Source organism: Paenibacillus sp. FSL R5-0766 (assembly GCF_037971845.1).
GTDB lineage: Bacteria > Bacillota > Bacilli > Paenibacillales > Paenibacillaceae > Paenibacillus.
In genome coordinates this window covers 1,223,182-1,239,713 of the sequence record NZ_CP150227.1, presented here as the reverse complement: position 1 = coordinate 1,239,713, position 16,532 = coordinate 1,223,182, and the positions used below count along the sequence as shown (strand labels likewise).

General features: G+C 49.0%; 11 protein-coding genes. 2 read left to right on the top strand and 9 right to left on the bottom strand.

The genetic code is table 11. The features are described 5' to 3' along the window. Positions 1 to 20 precede the first annotated feature (20 nt). The 4 genes from MKY66_RS05495 to MKY66_RS05480 all read right to left on the bottom strand — a co-directional run bounded on the left by MKY66_RS05495 (position 21) and on the right by MKY66_RS05480 (position 5,965). Positions 21 to 1,193, bottom strand: coding sequence for a substrate-binding domain-containing protein (locus MKY66_RS05495; RefSeq protein ID WP_076214368.1), 1,173 nt, complete (start codon positions 1,191 to 1,193; stop codon positions 21 to 23). Further along, positions 1,171 to 2,967, bottom strand: a complete 1,797-nt coding sequence (locus MKY66_RS05490; RefSeq protein WP_076214627.1) for a sensor histidine kinase — start codon at positions 2,965 to 2,967, stop codon at positions 1,171 to 1,173. Before MKY66_RS05490 ends, MKY66_RS05495 begins: the two co-directional genes overlap by 23 nt. 26 nt (positions 2,968 to 2,993) lie before the next feature. Further along, positions 2,994 to 4,727, bottom strand: coding sequence for a response regulator (locus MKY66_RS05485; RefSeq protein WP_076214366.1), 1,734 nt, complete (start codon positions 4,725 to 4,727; stop codon positions 2,994 to 2,996). Positions 4,728 to 5,062: 335 nt separating this feature from the next. Then, a complete protein-coding gene (locus tag MKY66_RS05480) occupies positions 5,063 to 5,965 on the bottom strand; it encodes a tyrosine-type recombinase/integrase (protein ID WP_076214363.1) in 903 nt (300 codons plus the stop codon). Positions 5,966 to 6,134: 169 nt separating this feature from the next. Between MKY66_RS05480 and MKY66_RS05475 the strand changes: the two genes are divergently transcribed. Both MKY66_RS05475 and MKY66_RS05470 read left to right on the top strand, forming a co-directional pair. Then, on the top strand, positions 6,135 to 6,335 hold the full coding sequence (locus MKY66_RS05475) for a cold-shock protein (protein WP_017690333.1): 201 nt from the start codon (positions 6,135 to 6,137) through the stop codon (positions 6,333 to 6,335). A 99-nt stretch (positions 6,336 to 6,434) separates the two neighbouring features. Beyond that, positions 6,435 to 6,707 carry an HU family DNA-binding protein gene (locus MKY66_RS05470; protein ID WP_076214360.1) on the top strand — a complete coding sequence of 91 codons (273 nt, stop codon included), beginning with the start codon at positions 6,435 to 6,437 and terminating at the stop codon, positions 6,705 to 6,707. Positions 6,708 to 7,041: 334 nt separating this feature from the next. Here the strand turns inward: MKY66_RS05470 and MKY66_RS05465 are convergent, their stop codons facing one another. The 5 genes from MKY66_RS05465 to MKY66_RS05445 form a co-directional block, all read right to left on the bottom strand. Further along, the gene (locus MKY66_RS05465; RefSeq protein WP_076214358.1) at positions 7,042 to 7,686 is read right to left on the bottom strand and encodes a Vat family streptogramin A O-acetyltransferase; all 645 of its coding nucleotides are present in this window, start codon (positions 7,684 to 7,686) and stop codon (positions 7,042 to 7,044) included. A 35-nt stretch (positions 7,687 to 7,721) separates the two neighbouring features. Then, on the bottom strand, positions 7,722 to 7,889 hold the full coding sequence (locus MKY66_RS05460; RefSeq protein WP_179088563.1) for a hypothetical protein: 168 nt from the start codon (positions 7,887 to 7,889) through the stop codon (positions 7,722 to 7,724). A 130-nt stretch (positions 7,890 to 8,019) separates the two neighbouring features. Beyond that, positions 8,020 to 12,396: an alpha/beta hydrolase fold domain-containing protein gene (locus MKY66_RS05455; protein WP_339806994.1), complete on the bottom strand. Its 4,377-nt coding sequence runs from the start codon at positions 12,394 to 12,396 to the stop codon at positions 8,020 to 8,022. Between the two features lie 13 nt (positions 12,397 to 12,409). Beyond that, complete coding sequence (locus MKY66_RS05450) at positions 12,410 to 13,960, bottom strand: extracellular solute-binding protein (protein ID WP_076214352.1); 1,551 nt, start codon at positions 13,958 to 13,960, stop codon at positions 12,410 to 12,412. A gap of 142 nt (positions 13,961 to 14,102) precedes the next feature. Then, the gene (locus MKY66_RS05445; RefSeq protein WP_076214350.1) at positions 14,103 to 16,511 is read right to left on the bottom strand and encodes a DUF4962 domain-containing protein; all 2,409 of its coding nucleotides are present in this window, start codon (positions 16,509 to 16,511) and stop codon (positions 14,103 to 14,105) included. Positions 16,512 to 16,532: the final 21 nt, after the last annotated feature.

Here is a 16,532-nt window from a genome sequence, read left to right as displayed (position 1 = left end):
GCACTCGTTCCAGCATTGGTTCATTGTACAAAAGGAAACAACAGCTTCTGGTTATCCATCCAGAACATATTGTCTGTACTAACCAGCTTGGTCTCAAGTAACACTCTCGCTTGCACCTGTTTATTGTTCAGCCGCGCAACGGCCTGATTCAATCCCAGATAACCTGCACTGTATCCATTCTGGACGATGAGATGATCAAAGACCCCTTCTTGCAATTGCTCCAGTTGCTGTTGTTCACTGCCAAATCCAACAATCCTTACCTTGTCCGCAGATTTGCGTCGATTCAGTTCATCAGCTGCTCCCAGAGAAGCAGGTTCCTGAAGAGTAATGAAACCATCTACCTCCTGCTGGTCCAGCAATTGCTTCGCAGTCTGCCAACATCCATCCCGTGTATTACATATCGATTTGGGTTCCACTTGAATATTAGGATACTGTACCAAGGATTCCATAACTCCCTGCTCTCTCTGAATCAGACCAGAATTGAGAGGATCGGGGCCCAATAAGGCCACATGCCCTTTCCCTTCCAGAAGCTCCGCCATAGCCTGGCCGGCCTGTCTTCCCGCCTCAACATTATCCATCGAGATGAAACTGGTGATGCCTTTCACGGGAAATTCATCGTTAAGCACAATGACAGGAACAATGGTTCCATTGGAATTCGTTGTCTGTGCCTCCTGAATGATGTCGCTAAGTGCCTTCTCGCTCAGGGGATCGACTAATAGAGCTGATGCTCCCCGCTTCAGAGCCGATGCGGCGGCCTCCACTTGAGCCTGCTCTCGCGCACTGCGAGACAACGTTCCACGGCCTGCATTGGCCTGCTTAACCTGCATCTGACTTCCAGCAGATTCCAGAATGGCAGGCGTGTACACATCACCATCGGAAGGGTATGCTTCCACAGTAATCAGTTCGGCTCCGTTCTCTTTGGCAGCCGCTTCGGCGCCAAGCCGGATAGCTTCCGCAAGTTCCCCTGTCCCAGCTGGCGTAATGAGCGCAATACGTGGCGGTATTGTCGTAGTATCGGGACTCGATAAGCCACAGGCGCTGCATATGAGCAGACAGCAGCTTGCAGCTGTCTGGGTTACTAACCGACGTTTCCGGATTCCAGGAAAGATCGCAGCAACCTTTTTCCAAAATGTACGGACATCCAATCCTTTACCTCTATGGGCATCGTTCTTATTCACTTGGTTGTCTGTCATCAGGCTCGCCCTCCTTCTGCTGCGATTGAATGGGGATCCGAACCCAGACCGTGGTGCCTTCTTCCAACTCACTTGCAAATTCAAGGCCATATGCCTCACCATAATAGAGCCGGATTCGGTCATGTACGTTACGTACCGCTACGCCTGATCCTGCACCACTTTTGACAACCGGACTGCCACTCAATAATCCCGACATCTGTTCTTCCGTCATGCCGACCCCATTATCTGTAATGCGAAACACCAGCTTATTGTCCTCACGATAGACATCGACCTCAATACTTCCTTCGTCCATGTGGTACTCGATGCCATGAACAATGGCGTTTTCAATCAGGGGTTGAAGCACCAGCTTTAATGTCAGGCATTCCAGAAGCGTCTCATCTGCCTTAATCGTAAAGTTGAATTTGCGCTTGAACCTCATCTGCTGAATCGTCAAATAATGCTGCGCATGCTCCAGCTCTTCCCTGATCGTGATAATCGTTTTGCCTTGACTGAGACTGATGCGGAACAGGCGCGAAAGAGACGTGATCATCGTAATTACTTCTTCATTGCGGCTCATGCCTACCATGCGGACCACGGAATTCAGCGTATTATATAGAAAATGTGGATTGATCTGGGCCTGCAAGGCTTCCAGCTCCAGACGCCTCTTCTGCTCCTGTTCATGGATAATCTCATCCATCAAGGTTCGGATTTTATTGACCATCAGGTTAAAGCGACGGGATAGTCGTTCCACTTCCAGCGGCCCTTCAATAGGCAACTCCACGTTGAAATCCCCGCGCTCCACCGCCTTCATCTTACGTTCCATTCGCCGGATCGGACGCGTCAGACTGGAGGAAAGAAACAGGGATACGAGAATGACCAGTACCAGAACAACGACCAGTACACGAATGAGATATCCATTGACTTCCTGACGCGTTGTCATAATCTCATCCAGATAAGCAACACCGACGATTTTCCACCCGATATTGGCAACGGACTTGACGGTATTCAGCCTTTTCTGTCCATCTGCTTCATCTTCGTAACTGCCGGAAGCCACTAAAGCCTGTTCGATATTCTCGCTTTTGAGTCCCATATACATCAATTGCTGCTGCGGATGGTACACGATATTGCCCGCACTCTCATCAATGATATAGACATATCCCCGTTGCCCCAGACTGACCCGACGGCTCAGTTCATCCATCTGTTTGAAATTGATATCGACCAGCAGAATAACCTGCCGATCCTGACCATTTTGCCGTATCGTTATGCCTTTGCTCATGGAAACGACCCATTTATATGGGCCTGTGTACATATTCTGAATATGAGGCAACGAGAAACTCAGGTGATCCGGCACACGAAGCGCAGACTGAAACCACCCTTGCTGTGTCACATGGGCACTTGGTTTTAATTCAGCTGAAGGTCTGTTCTTGAGCAATTTCCCCGTGGAATCAAGCAGAGTAATCGAGATGATATCTTCACGACTGCTGAGCAGTGTGTCTAGTTGTTTGTCCACCAGTTCCCCTTCCCATGTCCCGTCACGCAGCATGTGTTCCTCAATGGCACGGTACAGATGAGACATACTGCGGACGTAATCCTCCAGGTTATAACTGACCTGATCCACAATCTGTCTCGTCGTCAGTTCCGCACTTCGCTCGGCAGCCTGCGTGAACTTGTCATGCAGAAGCATCGCCATGATGGTCAGTACCAAAACGATGAAGACGGAAAAGGACCACGTAATAATAAACCGGATACTACTGACTCTGGACGAACGCAGACGAGAGCGTAATTGAGATCCCATGGACTTCACCCATCTGGACAAGAACTTCATCGGATCGAACCTTCACTTGCCGTCTGAGAAGCCTGTTTACGATATTCTTTCGGCGAGACGCCAATATGTTTTTTGAAACAAAAACTGAAGTAATTGGGTTCGGCAAAGCCAACCTGCTCCGCAATCTCAAACGATTTCAGTTCTGTCGAGCGAAGCAGTTCCCGCGCTGCCTCCATCCGGATCTGCATCAGGTACTGCAGGAAGGTAAGTTGCACCTCTTTTTTGAAAATGCCACAAAAATAACCGGAGCTGATATGCAAATGCCCGCACACCTTCTGAATGGACAGGTCCGGGTCGGCATAATGCTCTTTGGTGAAGACTAACGCCTGCTCGACAATATCCTTGTATACATGTTGCCGCCCGCTCGCAATGCGATGTTGCACGAGTAGACAGACTTCCTGTACCTTCTTCTGTGCCTCAGTAAGTCCCGGCAGTCGGAACAAATCCGCATATAACTGGAACCCTGCACCAAAGATGTCTTCCATCGCTTCTCCTGATGCCTGTGCTGCCTTCCATACTGTTGTTAACACTTCAATTAAATAGAGCTGAATATCACTTCGCCCGTGTTCCACGTTAATTTCCCGGAAAATGATCGTAAGTGCTTCCTCCAGCTCTGCTTGTGTACCCGCCTTGAGACAACGTGTCAGCGTCTGCTGCTTCAACTCGTCGAATCGCAGCTTGCCCGCCGTCTGTCTCTCCACGTCCGCAATGTATATGATTGAATCTGTCCCGGGTACAAGCCGATAATCCAATGCAAGCAGGGCATCTTCATAGGCATGATTCACATCCGCGAGTGTATCCACAATCTGACCAGAGCCCACCGTAGCCGGGATACGTAAATAGTGGTTGATGCTGCGCATCACATTTTCCAATGCCTTCTGTTGCCTCTTCACTCCATCTGTACCGCCCGTGCGATCCACATAGAGCAGGACAATCGTCTCCTGATGCATAAAGGCATGACCAGCCCCATGCTCCGCCCAAACTTCTGCCGCAATGTTAAGTGCAGCAAAGCGTTTCAGCTCAGCATCCTCAGATTGACGCAAGGAACCTCCGGGAACGAATATCTCAGACTGGTCCGCTACCTCGGATATTGTTTTGTTATGTCGTTGTGGGGGCTCGCTGAATACTCCCTCAGACTTCTCCTTTTGCACATCTCCATCCATATGCAGTGTCAATACGGACACCCCATAACGTTCTCCTGTCAGATCCAATCCGCATTGTTTGGCTTTACTATGAATATATGTTGAGGATTTCTGTCGATGGAGCAAGGTCGCCATCAGATCTGCCTGTAATAAAGGCAAACTGGTATGATAGTGCTCACGCAGCTGCTGTACATCTTCACGCTCAGCCACTTCAGCCGCCATCTGGGCGCGCAATCTTGTGAGCAGTTCGGTGAGATGTCCTGCCGAGAACGGCTTCAGCAGATATTCATCCACACTTAACGAGATGGCTTGCCTCGCATAATCAAATTCATCATAACCAGTCAAAATGACCACCTTCACGAGTGGATTACGCTTCCTCAATCTTTGTGCGAGTTTCAGACCATTCATGAATGGCATGCTGATATCCGTCACCACAATGTCCGGCTCTACCCTCTCCGCCATCTCCAATGCTTCCCGCCCATTCTCAGCCAAACCGACTATCCGCAGATCGAGCGCTTCCCAATCGACCTCTACAACAAGTCCTTCACGCACATCTTCTTCATCATCCACCAGCAGTACCCGGTACACGTTTGGATTCCTCCCTTTTGATGACGGCCTTAGCCCTATCAACGAATATATATGTAGCATTTTGAATCATTTAATTTCTTATTGCTCACCGAATTGAAGCAATATGCAAAGGCTCATGTTGATCTGTTCCAAGGTTGCCATCATAATATACAATATTATCAGGGATATGTAATCGCTTTCTTTGTTAGAGGTAAGGCAACCCTGTCGGGCAATGCCTAAGTGAAATGTGAAGGATCGTATATGAATGCTAAAGGTAGGTTAAAGTAATACAAACACGGAAAATTTCGAAGTACTTCTAAATAAGAGGTGTTTTCATTCTGACTATAATTCAGTCTTCATTCTTGTTCTTTACGGTGATTCGTACTTAATGCTTTAAAATAAATCATTGTTGTATCTGGGTTGGTGTGTCCCATTATCTCGGCCAAACGGTGCAGTGGCGTATGCTCAGCCATGGCGTAGCCAAAACGATGACGCAGATCGTGTGAACTCAATCCTTCCAGCCCTGCTGTTATCATTACTTTTTTAATCAGGTGTCGCAATGCTCTCTCCGTTAAACGATCGTTTGTCTTCTCTGAAGGAAACAGGTAAGCAGGATTGGTAGCAAGATCGGATAAGTACTGATTCAACATGACAACACACTGTATATTCAAAGGGATCTTACGTTGCACGTTGCGTTTATCGGCTCTCACTGTCAGGTGACCGCTTCGTCTACCAAGTTCGATATCCTGAGGCTTGAGGTTGCATACCTCCATCGTTCGCAAGCCTGTGTGAAACATTAGGGTCAGGATCGTCTGATCACGAAGGGAATTACCGTACTCCACTGCCGCGAGGAATGCCTGCTCTTCTTCAAATGTCATTCGGCGTGGACTTACTTTGTCTTCCGGAATGAATTTTAATGGTTTGGAAGGGTCATGACTGAGCCTGGATTCCAAGACAGCCCATTTGAAAAAACGCTTCAGCGTAATCAACCTCCGGTTAATGGTGGCTGGTTTCAATAACATAACGTTGTGAGCATTTTCACGATAACTGACTAAAGTGGATGTATCCACATCTTCAATTCGCAGTGAGAACTCTTCGTTGAGCATGGTGCTTTCCTTGTACCATTCGATAAAGTGTTTCAGATCACTTGTATATTCCTTCACGGTTTTGGGATGCAATTCTCCCTCATTGGCAAGCATATGTACGAATTCCTCTATCGTCGGTTCCCGCTGCACCGAAATCCCTGATGACTGATTCATTAGAAAATACCTCCAAATCTTGACTTATATTAGCGGACATGGTATTATCATATTAATCGATACATTAGCGGACATCAAGTTCGTGGTTTAAATGCACCAGGTGAGTGTCAATTTTTCAATAATACTCGTCATAATGATCGGCTAAAAACTTATTTTTTGGAGGAATCACATGCAAACAGGTACAGTGAAATGGTTCAACGCGGATAAAGGATTCGGCTTTATCGAAACTGAAGAAGGAACAGATGTATTCGTTCATTTCAGTGCAATTCAAGGTGAAGGTTACAAATCTTTGGACGAAGGTCAACGCGTTCAATTTGAAGTAACTCAAGGTAACCGTGGACCACAAGCTGAGAACGTTACTAAACTTTAATTATATGAAAGCTGCCTTATTAATAAGGCAGCTTTTTATTTACTCATATGTGTCACAGCAAAGTTTCCACATCCCAAGAATGAAAGCGAGGTATTCCCCATGGATAAAGAACAATTGATCACAGAAGTAGCTAAGGCTGGCGGTTTCTCCAAGAAGAATGCTGAAAAAGCTGTAACCGTTGTACTGGATTCGATTCTCGAAGCTCTCAAAGAAGGCAAAGAAGTTCAAGTTGTTGGATTTGGGAAATTCGAAGTACAGAAGCGTGAGGCAAGAACAGGAAAAAGCCGGAAAACAGGCAAAGAAATTCAACTACCTGCAGGTAAAGTTCCTGTATTCACAGCAGGCTTAAGTATGAAAGAAGCTTTAAATTAAACCACGTAACAAACGTAACAACCCATTGAAAAGAGGTTTTTATTCAAACACACAATGATAATATGGATTTAAATGTCGTGTTTACTACCGTTGATGATATCATTAACTTTTACTCAGGCAAACAGACAAACTCGGATCATGCAGAAGCTCATACTCATTTAAAGCCCCCATCAGTACAGTCTGATTGCAACCTACGACCATCCACCCGCTAAAATTAACATTTCATCTTGGACAACAAGAGGCCCTGATCCGCTCAAAACGGTCCAGGGCCTGATTTGCTTGGAAGCCGGCTCCGTCAGGAACCAGCTTTTTTTGTCTTTTATGCACAACCATCCTATTTGCTGTTCAAAAGTTCGCGCAAGATCTGGAGATCATATGTAGAGACAAGACGTTCCAAATGCGTATCCAGCCATTCCTCATCCTGATCCCACCACTTCAATTCCAGCAGCAGTGCAATCATCTCTTCGTCAAAACGCTTTTTAATAGTCTTGGCTGGATTACCACCAATAATCGTATAGGGTTCAATGTCCTTAACAACGGTTGAATTAGAGGCAACGATTGCCCCGTCTCCAATCGTGATACCAGGCATGATCGTTACATTTTGTCCAAGCCATACATCGTTGCCCAGTACCGTGTCGCCCTTATATGGAAGTTGTTCCAGTGTAGGTGTCACACGCTCCCATCCTCCACCAAAAATGTTGAACGGATACGTCGTCATACCCTCCATCCGATGATTCGCACCATTCATAATGAATGTCACACCTTCCGCAATTGCACAGAAATTGCCAATGACCAGGCGATCACCAATAAAGTCATAATGATGCTGTATCCGGTCATAGAATTGCTCTGGCGGATTCGTGTTATCGCTATAATACGTATAATCACCGATGTCCACGTTAGAACGCGGAGGCAGGTTTTGAATGTAACATACCGTACGGATATTCTCATTCGGGAAAAGTTTTGTTTTATCAGGGGCCATATTGTAGTCCCTCCTTTTCCCTATTGTAACAGATATTAAATCTTAAACGGACTAAGTGAGGTCTGGAGCTCTGTCGACACATCGGACAAAATAGCCGCAGATGCCTTGATCTGCTCTACCGACTTGAGCTGTTCATGAAAAGATCCGGCAGCCTGCTGTGAATAGGACGAACCTTTAGGGTGAATCTTAAATAAATGATTCATAACAAAAAGTAGCCCATCAGGCTACATAAGTTGAACTATAAATGTTACACCTTATCACTCCGATTGCAGTATGGTGTAATATTGAGCTTCAACTTATATAGACGCCTGCCAGGCTACTTGTTCTGATTCTCTATAACTCGGTAACTGTAACACCTGCTGCTTTGTAGTAGTCCTCATCTACATTGTTTAGAATGTTGGCCTTCATTAGAATGTTTACTCCGGCAAAGAGGCCGATTCCGTTTGCATTCCCTTCAATAAGGTTATTTTCAATCCACACATTCTCAGGGTCCCCTTCGCCGACATTGCCTGCTCCGGCATCACCTTTGTCGCGCTCAAGCCTCACACCCCAGTAACCACTCGCCGTATTGTTACGAATTACATTGCCGCGAATCACCGTGCCCGGTCCGTTCAACACTTTGATCCCTGCTGCCTCTGCAATCATAGTGGTATTCTCGATGAGATTATCCTCAATTAGGGTATCGGGGGTACCCATGGTTACCGAAATACCGATTCGACTGTTGGTAATTGTGTTGTCATGAATGTAGTTCCCTTTGCCAGACTTGCTGTGGTTGCTGGGCGCCGAACCCCCGGTATTGCCAAGCCCAACCCCTGCACCTGTCAATACGTCCGTAATGACATTGCCGGAAATTTCATTTAAATACTCCAGTTCACCATGAAGGTCGATGGCGTCCAACTTTGTTCCGCTAAAAGTATTGCCACGCAGTACGTTATTATGGGCCACAAACTGGATCAACGCTCCATGTCTCAGATAAGGCCCCTCAAACACGCTATCCTCCACCACATTCCATAACGTATCATTGTCAAATCCGAGCCGATCGGTTTTGGCAGTCCCCTGAATGGACACACCGTAACCTGAACCTCCAGGGCCCAGATCTGTTGCATTGCGGAAGGTTGCATGCTTCACAACAACATCGCGACTGTGCTCAATGCGGATCGCCATTCGTTTGAACTTTTCCACAATAACGCCGTCAATCGTAACGTCATACGATGGTGCTTCGCCATAATTGGCGATGTGGATCATGCTATCCGGTCCCCCTGCGGAGGGGTTATTGGATTGATGATCGGTCGTGTAGCTACCGGACCAGGATGAAGTTATGGTCATGTTGGATACGAGTATGCTATGCTGAGCCGAAGCTTTCAGAACGGCACTTCCCGTCACCTGATCCAGCGATGTCTTGAGCACGGTTGCTTCACGGCTCTCACCTCTCAGATTTACTCCGGATTTGAGCATCAGATTGGTGCTGCCATCCGGCCCGGATAACAAATTGTACACTCCATCAGGCAAAAACACTTCATCCCCAACGTTAGCCTCGTCCATCGCAGCCTGTATAGCAGGGCGGTCATCACTCGTGTTGTCAGCAGGATCTGCTCCATAATCCCGTACATCAATTGTACGTCCAGTCACAGCATGTGGAGCATGGACAGCATGTGGTGTGCCGTCTGTTTCCGTCAGACCTGGTGCGATAAAGGGCATCGTCCCTTCAGGTGGTTGTGGCACGATGTATGGAATCAGAGCCACAGGTGTCCCTCCCCCTGCAAAAGGAGCATACAGATGCACATCGGTCAGACTTGTGTAAATACTTGCATCGGAATTGCCCCGTCCGGTGATTCGCACATAACGTGCAGATATGTCCGGGATATCAAACGCCTGCATTTCAGTTGTATCCCCACTGCTTTCGCCGTTAAATATCTGGGTCCACTGCTCACCGTCAACAGACGATTCCATCTCCAAAAATGTCTTTCGGATATCCCCTTTGTAAAAACCAATCCCAACATAACCCACTGGCTGTACCTGCCCCAGATCAAATGTAATCCATTGCCCCTCTCCTGCAACAGACCAGCGTGTATAGCTGTTATTGTCGAGGGTATTGGTAGCAAGGTTGCCGTCGCTACCACTTGCCGTGAGGGAAGCCACAGGCAGGGACGATACCGGAACGCCAAGGGTTGTCATTTCGGTTGATAAAGCACTGCTGACGTTGCCCGCTTCGTCAATCGACCTCACTTGAAATGTATATGGTGTTTCCGCTGCAAGTCCGCTGTCCCGAAATGACTGCTTACCTTGTTCGCTCAGCAGAACGCCATCCCGATAAATCCGGTAGGCAGATACAGCCGTATCGTCACTGGCAGCGGGCCATCTCAGTTCCGCAAAATCCGTTCCCCAGTTGCGAATCTCCAGCTCGGCTCCCTGCTCCCATTCGGGTGAATGCGTGTCACTTCCCTCTTCAATTAAAGCAATGACCGATAACTGTGGACGTGGATTGCTCGTTCCGTTGGCTTCCTTAGTATAGACGTTTACAGAGACGCCTGTTGCTCCCGCATCCGCGAGCAGAAATGCCACTTGCCCAACATTTGCACGTTCCTTCACATAATCGGTTACATCCACTTCATAGACTGCCGGACTTCCATTCCGATCTGCCGTGACCTGGAATTTTCCCAGCAACGAAGCTTCGCTCAGACTTTGTACGGGGGCATTCGACCAGGTTAATGATGATTCATTCCAGTCTGTAGCATCCAAACCGTAAAGGGACAACTCCGTATCGGTATTTGAAGTGCCTTTCTTGGCCGCAATCCGTAATCGATAACGATCTCCTTCTGGCTCATTTCCGGTCATATCAAATTTGAAATAAACATACTTCTTGGTGGAAGTAGTCGAAGAAATACTTAGTAATCCGGTGCTGGAACCTGTAGCTTGATTGAGATTCAGATCAGGCTTGCTGCTATCAATCGCCGCATCGTCGGTTGGCAACTTGCTGGCGATGACCTTCTCCATCAACGGTCGTTCTTCTTCATCTTCGCCCTCGCCAGATGAAGTATCTTCGGAGTTGCTTTTGAAAATAATGGGCTCCGTAACGATCCGGTTCTTCACATGTTCATCCAGGAAGGCCCATGCCTCCGCATTGGCATTCTCAGAAGCTGCACCTGTAAATCCATGGCCCTGACCAGGTACAATCTTCACATCCACAATCGGCACACCCGCAGATTGAAGCTGCTCTGCAAAAGTAACACTGTCCGTGTATGGAATGGTGGCGTCAGCGTCCCCGTGACGAATCCAGAACGGTGGATCATCCGGTGAAGCATAGGTGCCCGGCATCGCAAGTCTAGCCTGTTCCGGTACATCCAATGCGCGATGACCGCCAAGCAGAGCCGTGACCGAGCTATAATTATTGGCAAATGTCGTCGTAAAATCAGCGGGTCCGTACCAGTCGGCAACCGCCTGCACTTTGTCCGAATACTCAGGCCATCCACCAGAACCTTCGAGATCCGGTACCTCTACCGTGACTCCTGTATCAAGCACGACGGGATCACCAGCGACCAAGTCCCCCGTGGTCCCGAGTAATGCGGCCAGGTGACCACCTGCAGATGATCCCCAGACGCCGATACGACTTGGGTCCAGATTGTACTGGGCGGCATGGGCCCGCAAATATCGAATAGCAAGTTTGACATCCTGAATCTGGGCAGGGAAAGGCGCCTCAGGCGTGAGCCGGTAGTCCAGAGATACACCGATGTAACCGCGTTTGAGTACATAATTGCATATGGAGTTCAATGCCTGCTTCCGATCCCCGTGATTCCACCCACCTCCGTGAATATAGATCATGACTGGCATCGGTTCAGCTGCCGCTGTCTCGGGAACGGCAATGGATGAATACATCGCCCGCCCACCAGCCATGCCAATCTCCACATCCTCGTATAAAGTCACTCCTTGTGGTGGCGTAAACTCAGTATCCTCTTCTCCAGGCGGCACTGGGGAAGGAGCAGGCGTTATACCCGGAATGGCCTGACCGTAAATGGCAACATTGTCGATATACATGTTGGCCTGCATGGCATCTCCTGTCCGAAATCGAATATTCACTGTACTGTTATTGTTCGCTTCGGAACCCAGCGTCCAGCTTTTTAAGGTATTGCCTTCCTTATTCTTCATATCTGGAGTTCCTGGAGGAAGTTCAAACGTCTCCAACGTCGTCCAGGAACTGCCTCCATCCTTCGACCATTCAATAATCACGCTTCCGCTTATATAGGATGAAGCTCTTGTGTAGTAACTTAGCCGGATGTTTCCGTACCCGGTCAGATCAAGTGGCAGCGCGAGTGCATCGGTTCCATCTATCTTGACCATGTTGGGTTGGGATGGTGCGGTTGTTGAAGAAGACGTTTTGGCCTTGCTCCCGCCCGCACCATCCTGACGCCATGGTGCCTTCAATGCAATTCCGCCCGTAGAGCCAAAATTGTCGGGATCATCAAAGTTTTCCGCGTAAATCTCCAGCTCGGGCCCCTCGGGTTCCGGGATATTTTCTTCCTGTGCAGCAGCATTGATAACAGAATGAGGAATATCGTCTTCCATCGCCCGGACTTCATGCACAGGAATGGCGATACCGGTAATGAGTATGAAAGATATGGCAACAAGTACAGCCCGCTTCGTCCACGTTTTGAACAAGTCCTTCACTTGTATCCCCTCCGTATTCAACTGACTCATTGCACTGCTTTCAGTCACTCATTCTGCTATTCTAGCGACGCGGGGCTGACACTCCCTCACCCTTCTTAAATTTCTCCGTAGCTTCCTCGATGGCCTGATCGCCGCCTTTGGATTTCCATTCCTCAACCACTTTTGGCCAATCGGAGATGGGCTCCTTACCATAAACCATCTTGATCATGTGTGTGAGCAATACTTGAGGAGGTGTATCCGAATTGGGAGCAATCTCGGGATTCTGCACAAAGGCCTCCAACCGCGGATCAAAGTTGATGCCATCCCGGCCTTCTTTGGCTAAAATCGTATCGTAAATATTCATCAGTTTCCTGCCTTCTTCTGTCAGCGATAACGATCCTTTATTGTACGTTGTGTCCTGTACAAACCATAAGAACGACTGACGGTAACGCTCTTCATCCACGCCAGCGGAATCCGTTGGAGCGGTGTATGAAATCACGCCATTATCCTCAGTGTAAGTTTCTCCTTCCGTGCCGTACGTGAAAAACTTCTCCGCTTCATCGGAAACCATCCAGTTAAAAAAACGGATAATGGAAGCCGGATCAGCCGCATCCTTATTGATAAAGTAGGCACGTGTCACCGGACCGTACAGATAATAACCACCCTTTCCGTCGGGACCGACAGGGGAAGGGATAATTTCGATTTTGGCATCGGGAACCGACGCTTTAATCTGCTTCTCCCATTGAATCAGTTCGTTGGCGTTCATGGACCACATGCCCGCCTTACCGGAGAGAATCGTATTTTTGAATACCGTCGAATTGATGGTCGCAAACTCTTTGTTAATCAGCCCTTCTTCGTACATCGTCTTATAAACCGTCAGGGCTTGCTGCATATTCTCGTTATCCATGAACTTGGGTACAATCTGGTCGCCTTGCTGCTCCATCATGGACAGGAACTGCTGCACATCATAGGCACCAAAGAAGGTATCCGCATATTTGAAATCTTCACGCCCCATATATGGATTCTCCACGCCAAGCTTTTTAAAGGCGCGCAACACTTCCAATGTTTCATCAACCGTGGTGGGCACAGGCAATCCCGTTTGATCCAGCAGATCCTTACGAATCCAGGTTGCTCGGCGGGATGGATTGGATAAATATTCGGGAATGGCATAGATCTGGCCGTCATGGGTGACCTGGTCCCAGGCTTCCTTCGGCACGACTTTGAGCAAATCTTGCCCATACTTTTGCAACAGCTCATCCAGCGGTTGGAATACTCCGGCTTCAACCGAGCCAGCCATCTCCTTGCCGTTGACACCCCCATCACCCTGCACCACATCAGGAATATCATTGGTGGCAAACATCTGGACCATTTTCTGCTCATATTCCTTATGAGGCACAAGCACGATTTTCAGATCGCTATTGGTCAGCTCCTCCAGCTTTTTCACCCATTTATCCTGGTTGATGTCCGGCGACTTCTCCACATACGTATACGCCAGCGTTCGCAGTGACATGGAGAATCTCGTCTTGCCGTCTCCTCCATTCTCACCGGATTCCGCCCCGCTTCCCTTGCTGCATCCCGCCATGAAGGTTGCCGCCAGCAACAGCGCCATGCCTGTGACCATCCACTTTTTCATGCTACCCCTCTTTTCATCCTGATTTAAGTTTAGGTATCACTTATATGTGAAGCGCTTTCATGAAGATGATAAAACATCCCCACCGCCTGCAACAATGGGGATGTTTTAGATGAGATTGCGTTTTCTTTAGGTCAGCACTTATCTAGTACGTCTTGGATACCTCGATCTTCTTTGTTACACCGTTGTCGGTAAAATAGAGATGAATGCCGTGATCTTGGTCATCGATGAAATAGGGGACATACTTCGGCTCCTCGATCTTATATGGTACAAGCAGCGTAACAATTGTATGACTTGTGGCAGGCCGCGTTTCCGCGCTCAGATGATAATGTCTGTCCAACCCTTCGTACTCTGCCGGGTCCACCTCTGCAAATTGATCCGTCTGGCTAAGCGCCAGCTCACCGGAGGAAGCATAGACAAATGTCCCCTCAAGCCCCGCCTTAGTACCGTTCAGGCGGAAGCTCTGCCCTTTCAACTGTAGCGGGTGCAGTGCATGGAATAGCCATTGAATGCTGTCCGGTTTCTCCAGATCAATGTGGTCTACAATGACGAAGTAGGATGATTGCAGAAAATGAATCTCCCGTACAACACGCTTCACATGGGGGACGGTGCTGGCATAGGCATCGGTCGCAACCGCGCGCACATAACCATCGCCATCCCGCCAATAGGCCTCTTCGATCTGCCCGGTTGCGGCCATATTCAGCACCTTGTTGTTCTCGGCATACTGCCCTTCTCCGCCAATCAGCAGATTGTTTTTGGAGCGTGTCTGCCTGCGCCATTCCCGGTGAAAGGAGCTTCCGTGCGCGATATAATAGCCGGTATCCGCGGCGAGTGGCTCACCGAATGCATGCAAAGTGAAGCTGTTCTGATCCGCATGACTGTGGCTGATGGAGCCATAACGGCTCGACTTGAGCAGAAGCATCATATGTTCATCCGGATCGTCCATCCGGTGATGCATGGCTACCCATCCCACATCACGGAACCACTTCAGCGGCTCGATGTCCACAGGCGACTCTTCCTCCACCTGCTGATAATCGTGGCGGTATACTAATTCGTCAAAGTTAAAGTCCCACCAACCGTAGTTATAAAAAGCACCCTCTGTCCCCGGATCAGATTGACGTACACGCTCAAAATACCACTGGTACCAGCGATTGCCTGTAACCCCAGCCAGTTGGCGCACAAGATAACCTGTTTTCAAGTTTACCGGGTCACCCAGCGTAGACTGGTCCCCAAAGCTGGCGCGCCGTGCATCAGGCGGATAGACGTAGAACGGAAAATCCCCGGTACGCTGGAAGAATGGTCGACGAAAGAAATCGATGGCCGCATAGTTTCGCAGCAAATTCATCGCTTCGGTCACATAGGCCATGCCTGTTGTCCAATACATCGGACCTTCGGCCCAACCTCCATCACTGCCTCCCCATGGGGAGTACAGACAGGCATAATAATCGATTGCATAATCCAGCCACTCTGCAGCCTGCTGCTCCTCATGCAACAAGGACATACAGCAAGGTACAAGCACGGAGGATAATGAACGCACCGCATGGCTGTCATAGGGCACATGATGAATCTTCGAGCGAACCATCACATGCTGGGCTACCTGTTCTGTCCGCCGCAGTAAACTGCACCTGACCACTTCCTGCTCTTCACTGTTCAACTCATCATGCAGCCAGTCATAACCCCAAGCGAGCGCAGCGGCAACCCGAAAAGCCGCCTCGTCATTATAATCACGGGAGGTCGTTCCCTCCGTATCCCAAGCTGCCACATGCAACAGCCAGGTTTTCGCCGCATCAAGCAGCCGTTCGTCTCGAAGCACTCGCCCAGCGATACTCAGATGACGAATCGCATATAACACCTCCTGACAGTCAATGTACATTTGCCTCCACAGTGCGGCGACACGTTTGTTCTCCGGATAGGGCTGCGGTTCACAAATGGGCTCACGGTTTGCCCACGGCTCTACGGAATTTGCCATAAACGCATCCCAGCCGCAATACGTGGAATCGGAAGAAATGGCAGCGGCAAGTGCATTCAACCCACGCTCACCAAGCCACAGCCGTGGGTGAGACGTGTCTGTGGAAATATATCGCTGTGCCCGGGAAGGCAGCGGTGTTTCCGGTAATCCCGCTGACACCGTAAACCGCCGCACCTCACTCCAAGCCGACATTTCCCCTTGCTTCCCTTGCGAGGCATGCCCTTCGGCTTCACTCCCTTGCTCACCCTGTGAGACATGCGCTTCGTATTCGCTCCCTTGCTGCGCGGGGTGATCTACAAGCAGCGCATATCGCCAATAATAATCCCCAGGTTCAAACACCCGGTCAGGCGTGAAAAAGTTATACGGGAGCGGCGCAAAGGTCATCGTCTCTTCTTCCTGAAAAGAAGGGCTCGCCGACACTTGCAGCAGATAGGCATTCTCATCCTCCTGCTGTGCCGCCATCCAGGTAAACCTTGGCGGGTTCTCTGCCAGAACGGTATGTTCGTCAGGGGCATAGTCCACATGGAACGGCCCGCTGATGGGTTGGTACAACGATCTTTCTGCAAGCTTTCGCTTCACTTCCATCGTTTTGTCCCCTCCTTATCG

Coding starts and splice junctions, on each gene's coding strand:
- MKY66_RS05495 (WP_076214368.1), bottom strand. CDS start 1,193: ATGACAGACAACCAAGTGAATAAGAACGATGCCCATAGAGGTAAAGGA.
- MKY66_RS05490 (WP_076214627.1), bottom strand. CDS start 2,967: ATGGGATCTCAATTACGCTCTCGTCTGCGTTCGTCCAGAGTCAGTAGT.
- MKY66_RS05480 (WP_076214363.1), bottom strand. CDS start 5,965: ATGAATCAGTCATCAGGGATTTCGGTGCAGCGGGAACCGACGATAGAG.
- MKY66_RS05475 (WP_017690333.1), top strand. CDS start 6,135: ATGCAAACAGGTACAGTGAAATGGTTCAACGCGGATAAAGGATTCGGC.
- MKY66_RS05470 (WP_076214360.1), top strand. CDS start 6,435: ATGGATAAAGAACAATTGATCACAGAAGTAGCTAAGGCTGGCGGTTTC.
- MKY66_RS05465 (WP_076214358.1), bottom strand. CDS start 7,686: ATGGCCCCTGATAAAACAAAACTTTTCCCGAATGAGAATATCCGTACG.
- MKY66_RS05460 (WP_179088563.1), bottom strand. CDS start 7,889: ATGAATCATTTATTTAAGATTCACCCTAAAGGTTCGTCCTATTCACAG.
- MKY66_RS05450 (WP_076214352.1), bottom strand. CDS start 13,960: ATGAAAAAGTGGATGGTCACAGGCATGGCGCTGTTGCTGGCGGCAACC.
- MKY66_RS05445 (WP_076214350.1), bottom strand. CDS start 16,511: ATGGAAGTGAAGCGAAAGCTTGCAGAAAGATCGTTGTACCAACCCATC.